Raw genomic sequence first — 16,430 nt, 5'->3', positions numbered from 1 at the left:
TCGTCCACCGCCGGTCAAGTGCGGCCAGCGCAGAACGGTGGTCATCGAACTTCAGCCGGCTCAGCCGACGTTGTACGCGACCGCGGCCCCGACGAGCGCCTTGAACGCCTCGGCGTTCAACTCCTCACCTTGCCGGATGTCGATGGCGCGGCGCGTGCCACCGCCGAGGCTGGAGTTGAAGAGCCGTTGTGGGTCGGCCAGCGCTGCCCCGTGCGCGAACGTCAGCTTGATCTTGTCCTTGTAGACCTCGCCGGTACATACGAGGCCGTCGTGCGACCAGACCGCCACCCCCAAGGGGTTGCTCGGTTTGACCCACTTGACGTCCTCCGTGATGGCAGCGTCGGCCTCGTGGATCAGGCGCCGGACCGTGGCCAACGCATCCCCTCGCCAATCGGCCAGGGCCTGGATCCGCTCGTCGATCAGTCGGGAAGCATCCATCAATGTCACGTACCTCCGGTAGAGATGGCCGATTGTAGTTCGCTTCGGCCTGCAATGGCTCTCGGGTACGCTTGACGGCATCGAGATCTCGGACGCGGCACAGCTGATCGGGGGTGGCGTGACCGGTAGGCATGGCACGTGGGCCGACCTGGGTGCCGGTTCCGGCACGTTCACACGTGCACTGGCCCGGCTACTTGGGGCAGGCGGAGTTGTCTTCGCCGTCGACAGGGTCGCCGCCGAGCTACCGGCGGCCGTGGGTGCGTCGCCGGCGGCAGGGGCTCGGATCGTTCCCATCGTTGCCGATTTCACGCGGCCGCTGCCGTTCTCGGACCTCGACGGGGTCATCATGGCCAACTCGCTGCACTTCGTGGACTCTGGCGACCAGGAGCGAGTGGTCGGGCAGGTAGCCCGCTGGCTGCGCCCCGGTGGCTCGTTCCTGCTCGTGGAGTACGACGAAACCAAGGGCACGCCGTGGGTGCCGTTCCCGGTACCGCCGGGCCGCTTCTCGCAGATAGCGCGAAAGGCCGGCCTGGGCGAGCCGCGGGCTCTGGGGAGGCGCCCGTCCCGCTACGGCCGTAAAGACATATACGCTGCAGTTGCTTTGAAGGGCGAGTGAAAAGTGCGCACCCGAGAGGGTTCCTCGGGTGCGCACGAGCGTAGGGCCGAAACTCGACCGATGGCGGAACCGAAACTCGTACTGGTCCCGCCGATCGGACCTCCCACTAACCCTTGTAGGTGATGACCCGCCCCCACAGCTTGTCGGTACCCCAGATGCCGCGCCGCAGCGTCTCGAGCTGCACGATCTGGCTGTGGTCGACGAACAGGTTGACCTCCGGGCCGTAGTTCTGCACGTACCAGGCGAAGACCTGCGGGTCGGCGGCCTCGAACATCACCTTCTCGAGGCCCAGGCGGTTGATGACCTTGGCCACCACGTCGGTGCGCCACCGGGTGACGTTCTCGGTGATGCCCTCCGACTCGATCATGATGAGGTAGGCGCCCGCGTCGATGAAGCGCTCGGCTTGGCTGATGGCCCATTCGGGGTCCTGGAGGTTCTCCTCCATCTGTTCTTCCGGCGTGTCACCGCCGGCGCCGAACAGGACGCCCACCTCCGGCTTGGCCTTGAGCCCGGCCTTCTGTACCTTCTCGACCAGGCGCAGCCAGTCGTCGGTCGGCAGCGTTATGAAGCCGGTGGAGAGTTCGATGATGTCGAAGCCCACCTTCTTGCACGCCTTGATGTACGCGTCCACCGCGTCGTTCCCCTGGGTTAGCACGTACTCCATGAAGCCGCCTGTCGAGACCATGACGTCATGGTCATGGGCGGTCTTGACGACGTCCGCGAGGGCCTGGTCGGGGTAGAGGGTGAACGACCCGCCCGCGAACTTGAGCGAGTCGACGTAGGGGTGCATGGTCTCCAGCACGTCGGCCAGGTAGCGCTTGCCCATGGGGCTGTAGTACGCCCCGCGGATCTCGGTGAGGCCGGTGGTGCGTGGCTTGCCGGAGCGCTCGTTCATGTTGAGGAATGCGAAGTTGCTGTTCATACTGGTCTCCTCGTTCTTCCGTTCGTCCTCAGCGGGCGGCGGCAGGCTCTGCCGGCCGCTCGTTACGGTTGGTGATGGCGCCGACTCTCGCGAGAAGCTTCATCAGGTCGGGAAGCGGCACGTTCTCGAGGTCGAAGACTGCCGCCGCGATGGCGTCACGCAGCTCCTGGCCGGCGTGGGGCGCGCTCAGGTAGTCGAACTTGTTGCGCACGGTGTCCCAACTCATCGGGTTGGTGGTGAAGCCCTCGTAGTCGTGCTTGTCGACCACGAAGTGGCGCCCATCCGTGAGGTGGATCGTTACCTTACAGGCGTGTTCGGCGGGGAAGCGCTTGCTCATTTCATCAGTCGCCCGCACCTTCACGCGGTGGAGGAGCTGCTGCACGTCGTCGGCGACGATGCGTTCGGGCGCGTACTGCGGTGGCAGCACCTGATCGTCGAGCAGCGCCGCTGCCACCATGTACTGCAGGCTGTGGTCAGCCTCTTCCTTGTTGCGAACGATGGTCTTGTCGCCCTCCTCGCCGCCGCCGATGATGTTGAAGGCGACGTCGAAGATGTCGATGTCAATGCGCTCGACCTGATCGGCCGTGAAGCCGTGCTTCTCCTTGAGCTCCAGGGCGCCCTCGATGGCCGCCTGGGAGTGGATCTCGGCGTTGTACTTCTTGATGATGGTGCGCGTCACCATCTCGAGGTCTTCCTTGGACCAATCGATCTCGAACGGCCCACTGATGGAGTCCATGAAGCCCTTGTTGCCCTCGAACACCTCGGCGGGGCCGGTGATGCCGTGGGCCGCCAGGAAGGCCGCGTGAGTGGCGCCGAACGCGGTGTGCGGGTACGCCAGGCCCTTCCAGTTCGACAGCGCCCCGGTGCGCGTTACGCGCAGGGCGTTGAGGGCGGTGCCGGCTATGGCGATGGCGTTGGCCGTCCTGGCGTCGTCCAACCCGAGCGCCTTGGCCACGCCCGCTGCCGCGGCGTAGGAACCCTGGACAGTATGGTCGAAGCCCTTGTCGCGCACCGGCGCCACTTCGGACAAGCGGGTCTGCACCTGATACGCGACGGCCAGGGCCGTCAGGAACTGCTTGCTGCTCGCGCCCGCGTACTCGGCGGCCGCCAGCACCGGCGCGACGTTGTCGCTCGGGTGGCACGTTTCACCCGGCGCCAGGAAGCTGTCGTTGAAGTCGAGGTAGCGCACCAGGGCGCCGTTATAGAGCGCGGCCCGGTCGGGGGCGGTCTTGCCGCCGCCGATGAGTGTGCTGAGCGGTTTGCCACCGAACTCGTCGATCATCTCGGCGATGGCGCGCACCGGCGGTCCATCCAGTGCACCGATCGCACATGCGAGGCTATCTAGGACACGGATTTTTAGTTGTGCAACGGCTTGAGGCGAAAGCATGTGGTAATTCGCCTTACCGACGAAGGTTGCTAGCTGCTGAACTTGAGTCATATAAACCTCCTCAAGACCATCGTAGGAGCGGTCTACAGGAATTGCATGCTCAGCTTTCACGTTGGTATAGGACCCCTCGGCCTGCTCGGCCGGCAACGCGATCTCGCGCTAGTCCGCACGACCTAAGCGCGATAATGCTATCCAGCGAATGCAACCGACCCGGTCGTGGCGGGCCATCCTGTCGTCCGCTTGCCGGACTCGCTCATCACGCTGACCTACCTGGTTGGGCAGGGACTGATCGTGTTAGGGGTAAGCCGATGGCTGAAGGCCGCCGCTTGACTCGTCGCCCAAGCGCTCGACACCCGCACCGTCACGGGTCGATCTGACGGGCGGTGCCACAATGTTCCTCATGAACCCGGCATCCATGTGGGAGAGCGCCGAGGTCGTCGAGCGCTTCGCTGCACGGCCGCCCGACCGTAGACTGCTGGCCCTGTTCGCGGGCGAGGGGCCTTACGCCGACGTCCTTAGGGAGTGGGCCCCGCCGGCCTCGCCACGCGTTCTGGACATCGGTTGCGCCGGCGGCCGCAACACAGTGTGGCTAGCGCGCTGGGGCGCCGACGTCTGGGCCGTCGACGCGTCAGCGGCCATGGTGGCGAAGACGCGCGAACTCTTGAGCGAGGTGCTAGGCACGCAGGAGGCCACACGGCGCGTCCGCGTCGGCGAGATGCGTGACCTGCGCCCTGAAGCGGACGCCAGTTTCGACCTGGTCCTGGCACTAGGCGTGTTCCAGGACGCACAGGATTCCGCGGAGTGGCATGCCACGCTGGCCGAAGCGGCTCGCGTGCTCCGGGTCGGCGGCCTCTGCCTGGTAGCCAACTTCGGGCCCGGTTCCCAGCCCGCCGGCCGTCCGCTGACGCCCGTGCCGGGAGAGCGTGACGTGTGGCAGGGTTACGGCTCCGAGGACCGCCGCATGACGCTGCCCAAACCCGAAGATCTGGACGCGGACTTCGCGCGCCACGGCCTGAAGACGCTTCTCCCGACCGAACGTGTGCACGTGAAGACGGCGCGCGGCTACCACTTCACGTTGAACGCCCTTTACTTGCGCGAGTGAGCGTGAATCCTAATCGGGTCGTTAGTATCTGGCTCTTGCGAGAACAGGCGCGAGTTTCCCGTCGACGAGTAAGAAAGCGAGTTGGGCTAAGAACGGTAAAGGACAACCTCGTGGTGAGCTCACGTGGAACGAGGTGGAGACGCTGCTCAAGGGACTTGGGTACAGCGAAATCAAGCGCGGCAAGACAGGGGGCTCGAGGTGGCGATTCATGCACGAGGCCGCCGGGATGATCAGCCGTCACAAGCCACATCCTGGCAATGAGCTGAAGGCCTACCAAGTCGAACTTGTACTCGACACGCTTACGAGGGAGGGATTGATATGAGGAACATGATGGAGCACAAAGGCTATCTCGGGTCGGTGCAATACAGCGCCGAAGATCACCTGTTCTACGGGAAGATCGAACATGTGCGCAGCCTGATCACGTTTGAAGGTACGGATGTTGCGACGCTCGAGGGAGCCTTCGAGGAAGCTGTAGACGATTACCTCGCCACTTGCCGAGAACTTGGGACGATGCCCGACGAGCCCTTCAAGGGTACGTTCAACGTTCGCGTTGGCCAAGAGCATCATCGACGCGCGTCGGTCTACCCCATGACCCACGACAAGTCGCTGAACCAGGTCGTCAACGAGGCGCTCGACGAGTACCTCGAACTTTCGTGGTCAGATGCTGCCGCCAGCGTCAACTCGACGTGGGCGCGTTGTTCCTGCCCGGCTTGACCCTATCCTCGGTCTTGCGTTTCTTAAGGCAGTTCGGAACGTCCGAAGCCGCGTTTGACGATTACGCTCTAGGGAATGCCGTTGACGACGTGGCCAACGAGGCTCGAGAAGATATCGCCGCACATCTGGCAGGTGCGGTTGTCGCGGTTCACCGCCGTGCACGTGTGGCTCGTGGCTGACGCGGGCGGACTCACCCTGGTCGACAGCGGGTTCTGGTTCATGGCCCACGACCTGCTAACGGCCGTCGAGGCGGTTGAGGCGGGCCCTTTGCAGCGCGTCCTGCTGACGCACGGGCACCCGGATCATGCCGGCGGCGCACCGCTGATCGCGCGTGAGTGGCACGTGCCCGTATACGCGCACCGCCTCGAGCTGCCTTTCCTGGAAGGGGAGCGCGCCTACCCGCGCATAAGCCGCCTATTTCAGCCTTCCCACAAGGGACTCGCGCGGGCGTTGCTCGAGCGCGCGGATGGGACACTCGAACCTCTCGGCGGCCTGACGCCGTGGCTGGCGCCCGGGCACACACCCGGTCACGTCGTGTACCAGCACGAGCAGGACGGCGTGTTGCTCGCAGGAGACCTGTTCAAAGCGCGGAAGGGCGAACTTCATCACCTGGGGCACTTGTACTCCGTCGACCGTGGCCAGGCGGCGCGTAGCGAACGGATCCTGGAGCGCCTCGAACCGTCGCGCGTGGAGACGAGCCATGGCGGCAGCGCGTTGCTGGACGGGCGCTCCGAGTTTACGGTGCAAGAGTGACGTATAATGATGCGTCACATTGACGGAAGGGAGGCGGGCGACGATCATGACGAGCATCACAAGCGGGCAACGAAGCGCGGCGGCGAAGCGGGCGACCACCGTCTTCGCCGAGCGGCCGTTCGAGTTCTCGGAGAGCGTCCGCGAGCGCCTGGGCGCCACCAACGAGCAGATGGCCGAGTACATCGGCGTCAGCTTCCGCACCTACCAGCGCCGGGCCCAAAGGGGCAGGCTCGAGGACGCTGAGTCGGCCAAGGTCGAGATGCTCGACTCCCTGCTCGACCTGGGCGAACGCGTGCTCGGCAGCGAAGCCAAGGCGCGCGAGTGGCTCACCTCGCCCGTTCTCTCGCTGGGCGGCGAGCGTCCCATCGACCTGCTCGAGACCGTCAAGGGCTACGAGCGAGTCAAGAACAAGCTGCTGCAGATCGAGTACGGAACCTACTAGCTTGCGGGCGTGGCGGATTTACCCGCATAGTGCCCCTTACGCCCGGGCGCCGGGCTTCGATCCGCTCGACGGGGCGGGCGGCCGGGTTGCCGCCAACCGCTGGAACGAACCGGGCCACCCCGTGCTATACGCGGCGGCCAACGCCAGCCTGGCCGCGCTCGAGACGATTGCCCACTTGGTTCAGCCCAGCGACTTCGGCGAGCGCACGCTTATCGAGATCGATCTGCCGGACGACGTCGAGACGGTGTCGGCGGAACAGCTCCTGCGGCTTCGCGAAGACGCCCCCGGTGACGACCCCGAGCTTCTCACGCGTGAGTACGGCACGGCGTGGTTACGCGAGAAACGGAGCCTGGCGTTACTCGCGCCCAGCTTCGTGATGCCTTATGACTTGAACGTGCTGATAAACCCGCTACATCCGAAGGCCGAACGCCTCGAGGTCATCAGGCAGGAGCGGGTGCGGCTGGATGCCAGGTTGACGGGTGGGCGTCAGCCATAGGTGTTACAGCCGTCAGGGCCGGCTTGGGCCGGCGGTGTTCGAGAAGGCACGTACCTTGAGGCGCGTGAACCCGTCAGGCTCCTGGGAGCACCGACTGCGGCCATGGGGCGACTGTCGCATCATCAGACAACTTGTCGGCGGGAACCGAAACGGCTCCTTACTGGTCGAGCGCGACGGTGAGAAGCTAGTAGCCAAACGGGGCCCCCGTAGCAGCGAAGCGATCAACTGGCTTGGAGCGGTGCAGGGTGTCGCCCGGAGGATGGGCTTCGTGGTGCCAGGCTTCGTGCCTAGCAGGAGTGGTGAGTTGCTAGCGGGCGGGCTGACGTTGCCCTCTTGGATGAGGTGCCACTCTCGGGCCTGGACGGCCGCGTGAAGCGAATCCGGGTCGAGAGGGCACGTTTGGCGTGGGAAGTGGCGGTGTCGTGGTGGATCGAGCCGGGGTACGCGCAGCGGTTGGCCGACGAATTGCGCTTCGGGTAAGCGTCCGAGCACGTGTTCGGACGCGGCCAACCGCATGCCATTAGCGAGTTGGGTGCGGCTCCGGTAGAAGCTGCAACCAGCGATGGTGCTAAACCTGATTTAACTCAGGTTTAAGGGCTCTCGCCTTATCTGTAGGGCAGGAGGCGACCATGCGCACGACCCCTGGTAGGACGCTCATATTGCTAGCCATCCTGGCGTTGCCGCTTGCTGCGGCGGCACAACATCCGCTCGTCGGTGCATGGCAGGAGACGGAGATCGGTTTCCGGGTGATCTTCGAACAACAAGCTGACGGCCGGCTTACGGGAGTGTTGCAGGGTCAGGCCGCGCCCTTGCCGCTCAATATCGTCAGCGACCAGCGGAACGCCCAGGGCACATTCTTCCTGGACGGAGAGGTGCACGGCTTCGCGGCTCAGCTTCAGCCGGACGACACCACACTCCTCATCTGGCTGTTCCAGGTCGATGCAACGGGTCAGCCGCAACAAGGCTCGTATGAGCAGTACCAGGCTCACCGCATACAAACTCCTCCGGCGGGAGGCGGGGTACCTTACCCGCCCGCGCCTCCGGACGCCAACCAACCTGGGATGCCCGGAGGAGGTGGGGGTTTGCCGCAACCAGCTGCCCCGCCCCAGCAGGCGATGCCCGGGCCGCTTGGGCAACAGCAGGGTGACATAACGGGCACTTGGCGAACCGAAGACCAGTTCGATGACGGTACGCCGTTCACGATCGAACTCAAGCTAGACGCCAGCGGCACTTGGCGGGTGGACTTCGTGGCGGAGGGACAACCACTCGCGTACTTCGGCGGGCCCTACACCTTCTCGCAAGACGGGGTCTTGCAGTACCAGGAGACGAGTCGCTCTCCCCAAGTCTGTTTCAGAGGTCAGTGCCAGGACAACCTGATGGCCGATAGCAGCGGGGCTGATCAGGTGTACTTTCAGGACGCCGACACGATCGTGGCCACGGATACTCAATCGGGCGAGCAGACGGTGTACCGCCGAAGCGCGGCTGCCGGCGGCAGCTCGCAGGTCCCGGGATTCGGCGTTCCGAGTGCGGTGCCGCCGATGGCGCCGCCAGCTGGGGACGGCTTCCCGCCGCCGCCAGCTGGTGGTGGGTTCCCGCCGATGCCGCCTACCGGTGGTGGTTTCCCGCCGCCGCCAGCTGGTGGTGGTTTCCCGCCGGTGCCGCCTGCCGGTGGTGGTTTCCCGCCGGTGCCGGGGGCAAATCCGCTAGGAGGAGGTGCGCCGACCGCACCGGTGTCGGCCTCGAACCTAACGGGGGTGTGGCAGGCCGAACAGAAGATCGATGCCAGCCTGACGTTCACGGTGTTCTCTACCTTCGGAGCGAACGGCTCGTGGCGCCACGACTTCTCCCAAGATGGCAAGCCGGTGGCGTTATACGAGGGGACTTTCACCGTCTCGCCGGAGGGCATGGTTCTGTTGCAGGTGACGAACCACTCGCCCCAGATGTGCGTGCGGGGTAGCTGCCAGCCCGCGAAGCCGGAGGACATCATCCGCACGTTCCGAGTCACGTTTCAGACTCCCGATACGTTCACGACGAGCGGTAAGAACTCACGCGGTGAAGAGGTACGACTCGCGTACCGGCGGGCCGGGCCGGCGGGTATGTAAAGAACAGGGCGTCCATCGTGACGCCGGGCTCTTTGCACCCGCTCATCTTCTGAACGAGTCCCGCCGATCGCCGCAACTCCGGTAGCCTGGTGGAAAAGGCCAGTCTTGGTCAAGGAGGAGTTGTCGAGTGAACGAGTTCGTTCTGGTACGGATCGGATTCCTGAAGGGCGAGAGCCATGCTCAGGTCGATCATGGGTACGTGAATGAGGTCGACATAAAGCGTGGGCGGAGCTTCTTCCGCGTGTTGGAGGTGCTTGGGGCCGCGGGGTTCAACATGGTCAACTTCGACGCTGAGGCGATCTTCGGTAGGGAGCAGTTCTACATCATGCTGCAGCGGCCAGTGAGGTCGGAAGATCGGTCTTTGGCTGAGGTCGTTAGCGAGGCCGCTAATGGATGACGCTGTGGCTCTCACCGGCGATAGTTCAGGTTCCACCGCTGTCCTTCGCGGTGCCATGCTTAAGAGTTGAGTCGAGGCCGACCATACTTCTTCTCGCGAAGGTACGGGCACGAATCGGAGCCGGTTCCAGGGTTGTCGAATGTGAAGAGCGTCGCTTCTGGTTGGTACCACGCCTTGGCGGTACTGACGGACGGCACCGTACAGGCCTGTGGAAGGAACAACTGGGGGCAGTTGGCCGATGAAGACCTTGCCGATCGGTACCGGCCGGCGCCGATTATCGGAATATCGAACGTCGTGAGCATGACACCAGCTATGGCCATTCGTTGGCTTTGCTGGAGGACGGCAGTCTGTGGGGCTGGGGAGAAAACGACTTTGGGCAAGTTGGGAACGGCACTGTGTCGCCACGGGAAACCAAGCCTGTACGAGTGAGCGGACTTTAGGCCACCGGCCTCAAGACCGGTTTGACACAGGTCCTAGTCCTAGATCTCACTGAGCGGGACCATGCGCCCCTTCGCTACGTCTTCCAAGCCGGCTTGAGCTTTGGCGAACGCGCCGTCGATGTCATCCAGCAACGCGGAGACGTTTCGCGGCGACGGATCTGCCTCGTCCAGGGCCGACGAGAGCAGAGCCCGCGCCAACGTGCCCGGGCTGACGTGAGTTCTGGCCGCCAGAATGCGCAGTTTCTCAGCGTATTCAGCGTCCAAGACGATATTGACGCGGCCGGACGAACTCGCCATGTGAACACGGTATCAAGTGACGACACAATCCGTGCTAGGCAGTGTCTCAGCGCAAGCCGCGGCGAGGAGGAGTTGCTATTGGTCGGCGACGTCGAAGAGTTGCTCTAGCGGGCGCCGGCGAGTCCGAAGACTGCTGTCGTCGAGTTCGCCCTTCAAGCGGTTCACGTCCAGGCACTTGCGGGCCTTCAGATCTCCGGTCAAACGGTCGAAGCTGCCCGCTCGGTGTCCCGATAACCGTAGCGGTTCTCCCCCGGGGTTCCAGGAGCGAACAACAGGACCAACGCCATCACGGCGTTCGCGAGCGGCACGAACGTCAGCAGGTACCACCAGCCACTCTTATCGAAGTCGTGCAACCGCCGGACGCCGTAGCTGACTACGGCAATGGAATAGGTGAGCAGTAGTCCAACGATAGCGAGTGAACCGCCGGCGCCGACATTCCCATAATCGTCAGCCCCGATACCAATGAACAATGAGATGACGAAGAAGATCACGCCCCAGATCACACCGAAACCGAAGTACTGAAGCCGCCCGATCCTGCCATCGAACCTGAAAGGATTGAAAGTGTCCATCGTGCCCTCCGTAACGCTATCTTGCGACCATGGTAGCGAAGCATGATGACGGTCTTCTTACATAGCTTGCTCATGTGTGTTAGTTCATCTTGCCGTTGATCGGCGGTGCAATTTCGCGTTCGGAGCACACAACGGTGGTAAGCGAAGATATCAGACATAGAGGTCCGGTCAACTCCGGAGAACATGCGGCGCCTCACGTTTCACGTGGCTGCACCGGTTACCTCCCCTCCAGCCCACCTGGCCGACGTTCAACGGAGCAAACCGTGCGCTGCTGAGCGGGTAGACAATGTTACCCGCACCCGCCCCTTCGTCCTCCGGGAACGCTTCGGCCGCTCGGTGCATCTAACGGAATAGAGCGAGCGGCAACGAGGCATCAGGGCCTCGTGCAGGAGTTTCGTTCACTGGTCATTCCTAGACCCTGGAGGTTGTCGTGTTGCGTACTTTCACCCTAGAGCGGTTCCCCGCTCGGTTCCTAGCCATCTCGGCCGTAGCGGTCGCCGTCCTCTTTCTTGCGTTCGGCGCCCCTCATGCCCTTGCTCACAACGATCATCCTGCTGATGCCAGCCCGGTCATAGGCAGCGCCAGCGCGCTCTCGCTCAACAACGCCATGCGAGAACTGTGGGCGCAGCATATGGAGTGGACGTTTGCCGCGGTTACTGCGTTCGCGACGGAGTCGCCGTCGTTCGAGGCCACGGCGGAGCGGCTGATGAACAACCAGGTGGATATCGGTAACGCCATAAAGCCGTTCTACGGCGAAGATGCCGGCGCTTCCCTGACCGACCTGCTGCAGGCGCACATAGGCGCCGCCGTCGAAGTAGTGAAGGCGGCCAAGGCGGGAGACGCGGCGGCAACCGACGCGGCCATCGCCGTGGCTTACGCCAACGCTCAGGAGATCGCGGACTTCCTGGCGGGAGCGAACTCGTACTGGCCGCAGGCGACCGTGCGTGAGATGCTCAAGGGTCATATCGACACCACACTCGTCTACGCCACGGCACTGCTCGAGGGCCGTTACGCGGAGGGGATCGCCGAGTACGGCAAGGCCGAAGCGCACATGATGATGCTGGCCGACGCGTTGACGAACGGTCTCATCGCGGCGTTTCCGGAGAGGTTCCTGGGCTGATAATGGGGGCGAGTACCGTTCTACCGCGGAGCCTGGGCTGGAGTGGCAACAAGGCTCGGATGGAGGCCATGCCCATCGTTTCTCAGACGCAAGCCTTGCGAACCCCTGTCGTCACGGAAGAGCCTGAAGCGGAGCTCGTCGCGCGCGCCGCTTCAGGTGATGAGGCAGCGTTCGAGACGATCATGCGCCGCCATAACCAACTATTGTTCCGCACGGCCCGCAGCATCCTCAAGAGCGACGAGGGGGCCGAGGAGGCTGTCCAGGATGCGTTCTTGCGCGCCTGGTTGGCGCTAGACTCGTTCCGAGCGGAAAGCAAACTCTCGACCTGGCTGGTGCGGATCGTCACCAACGAGGCTTTGGGCCGGCTGCGCCGCGCCAAAGTGCGCACCATCCCCCTGGAAGATGTCATGACTTCAAAGGATCCGAAGATGCAGTTGGCGCTGGCCGATGAACCCGGTGATGGCCCGGAGCAGTCGGCCCAGCGAGCCCAGGTTCGCGGCCTCATCGAGCAGCAGATCGACTTACTACCCGATGAGTTCCGCACCGTCTTCATGCTGAGGGAGGTGGAGGGGCTCAGCGCCAGGGACGTCGCCGAGGCCCTCGGGATACCGGTGGGCACGGTGCGCACCCGCGCCTTCCGCGCTCGCAAGCTTCTCCGAACGAGCCTCGCGGGCACGTTGGACGTCGGCCTGAACGGCGCATTCGCGTTCGACGGCGAGAGGTGCGACCGCATCGTCAAGACCGTCATCGAGCTACGCCGCCGGCTCGCGCAAGCTGGAGCCTAGAGCCGATCGGGCTCTGCCGCGGACCTACGACGATAGTGTAGCAAAGACTTGACCTCGCTCAGGTTCACGACCGGCAAGAAGCGCAGGAACACGAGGTACAGCGTGAAGAACAGGCCGAACGAGCCCGCGAAGAGCGCGTAGTCCCAGAACGTGGGCACGTAGATGTGCCACGAAGACGGCAGATAGTCGCGGCTGAGGCTGCCCACGATGATCATGAAGCTGTCGAACCACATACCCACGAGCACGATTATCGAGATGACGAGGAGGACACCTGGCTGCGTCCGGAAGCGGCGGAACCAGAGTGGCTGGATGGCGACGAAGGCCAGCAGGGCCAGCCAGAAGGCGAAGCCGTACGGCCCACTCACGCGACTGGCGGCAACGAACTGCTCTGCGGCACTCCCGCTGTAAGCCGCGTCGAAGAACTCCAGGGCGTGGCCGTATACGACGACCAGGCCAAGAGCGAGCATCAGCTTGGCGCAGTTGTTCAGGTGGGTGCTGGTTATGACCTGTTGGAGACCGAAAGCGCGGCGGATCGGGATGGCGAGGATGAGGACCATGGCGAAGCCCGTGAACATCGCGCCCGCAACGAAGTAGAGCGGCCCGGCCGTGTTGTGCCACCCGGGCACGCCGGCGAACGAGAAGTCGAAGTTGACGGTACTTTCCACCGACACCACCAGGGCCGTGCCGATGGCGGCCAAGAGGAGGTAAGAGCGCCGGTAGCGCTGCCAGTGTTTCGCCGAGCCGCACCAACCGAGCGACAGGAGACCGTAGGCAAGCCTGGCGGTGTTCGACCTGGCCCTATCGCGCAGCGTTGCCACGTCCGGCAATAGGCCGACGTACCAGAAGAGCGCCGAAACGATGGCGTAGGTCGGAATGGCGAAGAAGTCCCAAGCCAACGGACTGCGGAACTGAGGGAAGAGCCCGAAGGTATCCGGGTACGGCGCAAGCCAGTAGAACGCCCAGGGCCGACCCATGTGGAGGATCGGATAGATGCCCGCACACGTTACGGCGAACAGCGTCATCGCCTCCGCGAAGCGGTTGATCGAGCTGCGCCACTCCTGGCGCGTGAGTAGCAAGATGGCCGAGATGAGGGTGCCGGCGTGCGCGATGCCGATCCACCACACCAGGTTGATGATCGGGAAGCCCCAGGCAGAGGGGATGGTGTCGCCGAAGGAGCCGACGCCGACCGTGATGGTCTGGACGACGGCGACCAGGAAGAGTACCAGCAGGCTGCCCGAGATGGCGATGCCGATGAACCACCACCGTGGGGTGCGAGGATCGAGGACCGGCCCGTCGATCAGGTCGTCTATGTCGCGGTAGCCGAGTTCCGCTCCTAACACCGGCCCCGCCTCGAGGACGGGCGTGAGTTGCTGGCGCTGCCGCGCTTGGGATCCCTGCGCTGCTTCAGGCCACTGCCGCGAGGCAGATGCCTGCGCACCTTCAGGCCACCGCCGCGCGTCGGATGCCTGCCGCGCTTCGGATTCCTGCCGCGTTTCCTGCCCCAGCCTTGTCGCCTTACCCGTTAAGAGAGCTTCCCCCCGGCTCAACCGCGCCATGGTCTTCAATGATATTGACGCCGGCGGGTTCAGAAGGTGCAGGTGGGGATTCGGGCCACTCGCCCCGCAAAAGGTCCTTAGCAGGGCGACGAACCAAGCCGCGTACTTCGATGTTCAGTAGGCCTTACACGCCGACGTGCGCGCTGCAAGGAGAACCAACTGGGCGTCGACTACTGCGCTCACACCTACACGCCGACGTGCGCGCTGCCAGGAGTTCGGCGCCCGCCGGCCGTGTACCCTGCGCCCATGGCCCATGACCCGCGGAAACACGAGGCCGATCTGCCCAGGGGTGAGGCCGACGCGGGCGGCCGGTCTGGCGGCACAACGGGCTGGGCCGCACCTTGGTTGGCCAAGGCACGGCGGCTAAAACCCGTGCGCGTGCTGCAGAACTACAGCCAGAACAGAGGACCACTCTTGGCTGCAGGGCTCTCGTTTCATGCCATCTTCGGGGCCTTCGCTTCCCTATGGATCGGCTTCTCGGTCGGCGGCCTACTTCTCGAGGCCCAACCGGCGCTGCGGGACGCCGTGTTCCAGTTCATCGACCGCGCCGTGCCTGGCCTGATCGACACCGGCTCCGGCGTTGGTGTCATCAGGCGCAGCGTCCTGCTCGAGGGGCGAGTGCTGAGTTGGACGGGGGCCGTTGCCTTGGTCGGGCTGTTACTCACCGCACTCGGGTGGCTGGCCTCAAGCCGTGCCGCCATACGCACGATCTTCAACCTACCCAGGCAGCAGGCGAATCCGCTCGTCCTGAGGCTGAAAGACGTCGGACTCGCCGTGGGGTTCGGCCTGGCGATCCTGGTGTCGGCCGGCCTGACGTTGGTCGCTACGCAGGCGCTAGGCCTGTTCCGCAATTACCTCGATTCGTCCATCGCCGAATTCGCGGCGCGCGTGGTCGGCCTCTTGGTGATGTTCCTCTTCGACGCGGCCGCACTCGCCACGCTGTTCCGGGTCCTAGCCGGCATCCGCATCTCCTCCAGGCGTCTGATCGGTGGTGTCCTCATCGGCGCCGCGGGCCTGGCCGTGCTCAAGATCCTCGGCGGACGCCTGTTCATAGGCGCCGGCCGCAACCCGCTAATCGCCTCTTTCGCAGCCATCGTCGGCCTGATGATCTGGTTCAACCTCGTCTCGCAGATCATCCTGATTGCCGCTTCCTGGATCGCCGTTGGTGCCCGCGACGAGGGAGTCGGCGTCGGTGAGGACGGCCCACCCGCGCCCAAGGGCCATGGTCGGGGCGGCTGAAGGGGCTAGCTTCACCGTCGCACCGTCGCCGTCGTGCCTTGGCGCCTTCGTGCCGTCGCGTCGTCGTGTCGACGTGCCGTCGCGGCGTCATGGCGACGTGCCGTCGCGCTGACGCGCTGTAGGAGCACTACTGCACTTGCTGGCCAGTGGCTTAGTCAGCGAGAGGGGATCTTCAACTCCCCAAGTTCGTCGAACACCGCACCCTGCTCGTACCCCGCCTGGTACGGCGGGAAACGCATGCCGTGGTCGCGCAGCTGTTTCCAGGTCTGCGTGACTCCGAGGGTGCCTACCTCTCGCGTCCGTTTGACGTCGTCCAGGTCGATGTGCTGAACGAAGAACGCCTCGCCCTCACCTGCGTGGTGGAGCACGTGGCCGTCCGGGTGGACGAGTGACGACCTGCCGCCACCCCATGAACCCACGGCGTTCACATCGAGGAAGAAGACCTGGTTGGTGATCGCGTGGGCCCGGCTCAGCACCGTCTCTAGCTCGCGGTCCTGGGTGGTGGTCAGCGTGGGGTGGAGGATGACCTCGGCCCCCATCCAGGCCAGTGTCCTGACCGTCTCGGGGAACCACATGTCGTAGCAGATCGAGAGGCCGAAGCGGCCCACGTTCGGCACGTCGAAGACCGTGTACTCGTTGCCCGGCGTGGACTCCGTCTCGTACGGGTACCACGGGAAGATCTTGCGGTAACGAGCCACGATCTCGCCGTCCGGCGAGATGGCCACGGCCGTGTTGTAGACGGCGTCACCGTCGGTCTCGTACAGGGAGCCCGGCACCAGCCAGCGGCCGAGCCGCTTGGCCAGTTGGCACAGGTCGTCCGTGAGGGCCCCCGGGATGTCGGCCCGGCACGCTGACATCTCTCTAGGGGTAGGGGGACGCCCGAACTGCGCGGCCGCGGAGAGCGTCAGTTCGGGGTAGACGATCATGTCGACCCACGGGAACGCGTAGGCGATCTGGTGAGCCACTACGGACATCTTCTTGGCCGTCGCCTTGGGGTCCCAGGGCTCGACGGCCATCTGCACGGCAGCCAAGCCGAACGGACGACTCATCTACTT

Annotated in this window: 18 protein-coding genes; 11 read left to right on the top strand and 7 right to left on the bottom strand. The window is 64.4% G+C overall.

What is annotated here, in order from left to right:
• Positions 1 to 60: 60 nt before the first annotated feature.
• Positions 61 to 438, bottom strand: a complete 378-nt coding sequence (locus ROY82_06270) for a DUF1801 domain-containing protein (GenBank protein ID MDT3682067.1) — start codon at positions 436 to 438, stop codon at positions 61 to 63.
• A 118-nt stretch (positions 439 to 556) separates the two neighbouring features.
• On the opposite strand from ROY82_06270, the gene ROY82_06265 reads away from it, so the two are divergent.
• Complete coding sequence (locus tag ROY82_06265; protein ID MDT3682066.1) at positions 557 to 1,054, top strand: class I SAM-dependent methyltransferase; 498 nt, start codon at positions 557 to 559, stop codon at positions 1,052 to 1,054.
• Positions 1,055 to 1,160: 106 nt separating this feature from the next.
• On the opposite strand, the gene ROY82_06260 is transcribed toward ROY82_06265, so the two are convergent.
• Positions 1,161 to 1,976 (bottom strand): phosphosulfolactate synthase, encoded by an 816-nt coding sequence (locus tag ROY82_06260; protein ID MDT3682065.1) that lies wholly within the window; start codon positions 1,974 to 1,976, stop codon positions 1,161 to 1,163.
• A 28-nt stretch (positions 1,977 to 2,004) separates the two neighbouring features.
• A complete protein-coding gene (locus ROY82_06255; GenBank protein ID MDT3682064.1) occupies positions 2,005 to 3,414 on the bottom strand; it encodes an MmgE/PrpD family protein in 1,410 nt (469 codons plus the stop codon).
• Between the two features lie 349 nt (positions 3,415 to 3,763).
• Between ROY82_06255 and ROY82_06250 the strand changes: the two genes are divergently transcribed.
• From ROY82_06250 to ROY82_06220, 7 genes are all read left to right on the top strand, one after another.
• Positions 3,764 to 4,465 carry a class I SAM-dependent methyltransferase gene (locus tag ROY82_06250; protein ID MDT3682063.1) on the top strand — a complete coding sequence of 234 codons (702 nt, stop codon included), beginning with the start codon at positions 3,764 to 3,766 and terminating at the stop codon, positions 4,463 to 4,465.
• Positions 4,466 to 4,783: 318 nt separating this feature from the next.
• Positions 4,784 to 5,179, top strand: coding sequence for a type II toxin-antitoxin system HicB family antitoxin (locus ROY82_06245; GenBank protein ID MDT3682062.1), 396 nt, complete (start codon positions 4,784 to 4,786; stop codon positions 5,177 to 5,179).
• A 75-nt stretch (positions 5,180 to 5,254) separates the two neighbouring features.
• Positions 5,255 to 5,932, top strand: coding sequence for an MBL fold metallo-hydrolase (locus ROY82_06240; GenBank protein ID MDT3682061.1), 678 nt, complete (start codon positions 5,255 to 5,257; stop codon positions 5,930 to 5,932).
• A 46-nt stretch (positions 5,933 to 5,978) separates the two neighbouring features.
• Positions 5,979 to 6,374 carry an antitoxin Xre/MbcA/ParS toxin-binding domain-containing protein gene (locus ROY82_06235; protein ID MDT3682060.1) on the top strand — a complete coding sequence of 132 codons (396 nt, stop codon included), beginning with the start codon at positions 5,979 to 5,981 and terminating at the stop codon, positions 6,372 to 6,374.
• 1 nt (position 6,375) lies between these two features.
• Positions 6,376 to 6,870: an RES family NAD+ phosphorylase gene (locus ROY82_06230; GenBank protein MDT3682059.1), complete on the top strand. Its 495-nt coding sequence runs from the start codon at positions 6,376 to 6,378 to the stop codon at positions 6,868 to 6,870.
• 659 nt (positions 6,871 to 7,529) lie between these two features.
• Positions 7,530 to 8,972, top strand: a complete 1,443-nt coding sequence (locus ROY82_06225; protein ID MDT3682058.1) for a hypothetical protein — start codon at positions 7,530 to 7,532, stop codon at positions 8,970 to 8,972.
• Between the two features lie 127 nt (positions 8,973 to 9,099).
• Entirely contained in the window at positions 9,100 to 9,369 is a 270-nt protein-coding gene (locus ROY82_06220; protein ID MDT3682057.1) for a hypothetical protein, read from the top strand.
• A 479-nt stretch (positions 9,370 to 9,848) separates the two neighbouring features.
• Here ROY82_06220 and ROY82_06215 read toward each other — a convergent pair whose 3' ends face one another.
• On the bottom strand, positions 9,849 to 10,106 hold the full coding sequence (locus ROY82_06215; GenBank protein ID MDT3682056.1) for a hypothetical protein: 258 nt from the start codon (positions 10,104 to 10,106) through the stop codon (positions 9,849 to 9,851).
• Positions 10,107 to 10,303: 197 nt separating this feature from the next.
• Entirely contained in the window at positions 10,304 to 10,675 is a 372-nt protein-coding gene (locus ROY82_06210) for a DUF805 domain-containing protein (GenBank protein MDT3682055.1), read from the bottom strand.
• Positions 10,676 to 11,105: 430 nt separating this feature from the next.
• Here ROY82_06210 and ROY82_06205 point away from each other — a divergent pair, with 430 nt between their 5' ends.
• Both ROY82_06205 and ROY82_06200 read left to right on the top strand, forming a co-directional pair.
• Positions 11,106 to 11,795: a hypothetical protein gene (locus ROY82_06205; protein MDT3682054.1), complete on the top strand. Its 690-nt coding sequence runs from the start codon at positions 11,106 to 11,108 to the stop codon at positions 11,793 to 11,795.
• 68 nt (positions 11,796 to 11,863) lie between these two features.
• Positions 11,864 to 12,580 (top strand): RNA polymerase sigma factor, encoded by a 717-nt coding sequence (locus ROY82_06200; GenBank protein ID MDT3682053.1) that lies wholly within the window; start codon positions 11,864 to 11,866, stop codon positions 12,578 to 12,580.
• Here the strand turns inward: ROY82_06200 and nrfD are convergent.
• Complete coding sequence (gene nrfD / locus ROY82_06195) at positions 12,577 to 13,920, bottom strand: NrfD/PsrC family molybdoenzyme membrane anchor subunit (protein ID MDT3682052.1); 1,344 nt, start codon at positions 13,918 to 13,920, stop codon at positions 12,577 to 12,579. The two genes, ROY82_06200 and nrfD, sit on opposite strands and share 4 nt — an antisense overlap.
• A 462-nt stretch (positions 13,921 to 14,382) precedes the next feature.
• On the opposite strand from nrfD, the gene ROY82_06190 reads away from it, so the two are divergent.
• Positions 14,383 to 15,375 (top strand): YihY/virulence factor BrkB family protein, encoded by a 993-nt coding sequence (locus ROY82_06190; GenBank protein ID MDT3682051.1) that lies wholly within the window; start codon positions 14,383 to 14,385, stop codon positions 15,373 to 15,375.
• A gap of 155 nt (positions 15,376 to 15,530) precedes the next feature.
• On the opposite strand, the gene ROY82_06185 is transcribed toward ROY82_06190, so the two are convergent.
• Positions 15,531 to 16,424 (bottom strand): carbon-nitrogen hydrolase family protein, encoded by an 894-nt coding sequence (locus ROY82_06185; GenBank protein MDT3682050.1) that lies wholly within the window; start codon positions 16,422 to 16,424, stop codon positions 15,531 to 15,533.
• Positions 16,425 to 16,430: the final 6 nt, after the last annotated feature.

Origin of the sequence: Truepera sp. (genome assembly GCA_032027045.1) — a bacterium.
Lineage (GTDB): Bacteria > Deinococcota > Deinococci > Deinococcales > Trueperaceae > JAAYYF01.
The sequence above is the reverse complement of the archived record's forward strand: the minus strand, read 5'-3'. Positions and strand labels throughout refer to the sequence as shown.

What these genes read in the sequence shown, in the direction of transcription:
- ROY82_06190 (MDT3682051.1), top strand. Translation starts at nt 14,383, where the DNA reads ATGGCCCATGACCCGCGGAAACACGAGGCCGATCTGCCCAGGGGTGAG.
- ROY82_06210 (MDT3682055.1), bottom strand. Translation starts at nt 10,675, where the DNA reads ATGGACACTTTCAATCCTTTCAGGTTCGATGGCAGGATCGGGCGGCTT.
- ROY82_06250 (MDT3682063.1), top strand. Translation starts at nt 3,764, where the DNA reads ATGAACCCGGCATCCATGTGGGAGAGCGCCGAGGTCGTCGAGCGCTTC.
- ROY82_06240 (MDT3682061.1), top strand. Translation starts at nt 5,255, where the DNA reads ATGCCGTTGACGACGTGGCCAACGAGGCTCGAGAAGATATCGCCGCAC.
- ROY82_06270 (MDT3682067.1), bottom strand. Translation starts at nt 438, where the DNA reads ATGGATGCTTCCCGACTGATCGACGAGCGGATCCAGGCCCTGGCCGAT.
- ROY82_06215 (MDT3682056.1), bottom strand. Translation starts at nt 10,106, where the DNA reads ATGGCGAGTTCGTCCGGCCGCGTCAATATCGTCTTGGACGCTGAATAC.
- ROY82_06255 (MDT3682064.1), bottom strand. Translation starts at nt 3,414, where the DNA reads ATGACTCAAGTTCAGCAGCTAGCAACCTTCGTCGGTAAGGCGAATTAC.
- ROY82_06260 (MDT3682065.1), bottom strand. Translation starts at nt 1,976, where the DNA reads ATGAACAGCAACTTCGCATTCCTCAACATGAACGAGCGCTCCGGCAAG.
- ROY82_06200 (MDT3682053.1), top strand. Translation starts at nt 11,864, where the DNA reads ATGCCCATCGTTTCTCAGACGCAAGCCTTGCGAACCCCTGTCGTCACG.
- ROY82_06235 (MDT3682060.1), top strand. Translation starts at nt 5,979, where the DNA reads ATGACGAGCATCACAAGCGGGCAACGAAGCGCGGCGGCGAAGCGGGCG.
- ROY82_06245 (MDT3682062.1), top strand. Translation starts at nt 4,784, where the DNA reads ATGAGGAACATGATGGAGCACAAAGGCTATCTCGGGTCGGTGCAATAC.
- ROY82_06185 (MDT3682050.1), bottom strand. Translation starts at nt 16,424, where the DNA reads ATGAGTCGTCCGTTCGGCTTGGCTGCCGTGCAGATGGCCGTCGAGCCC.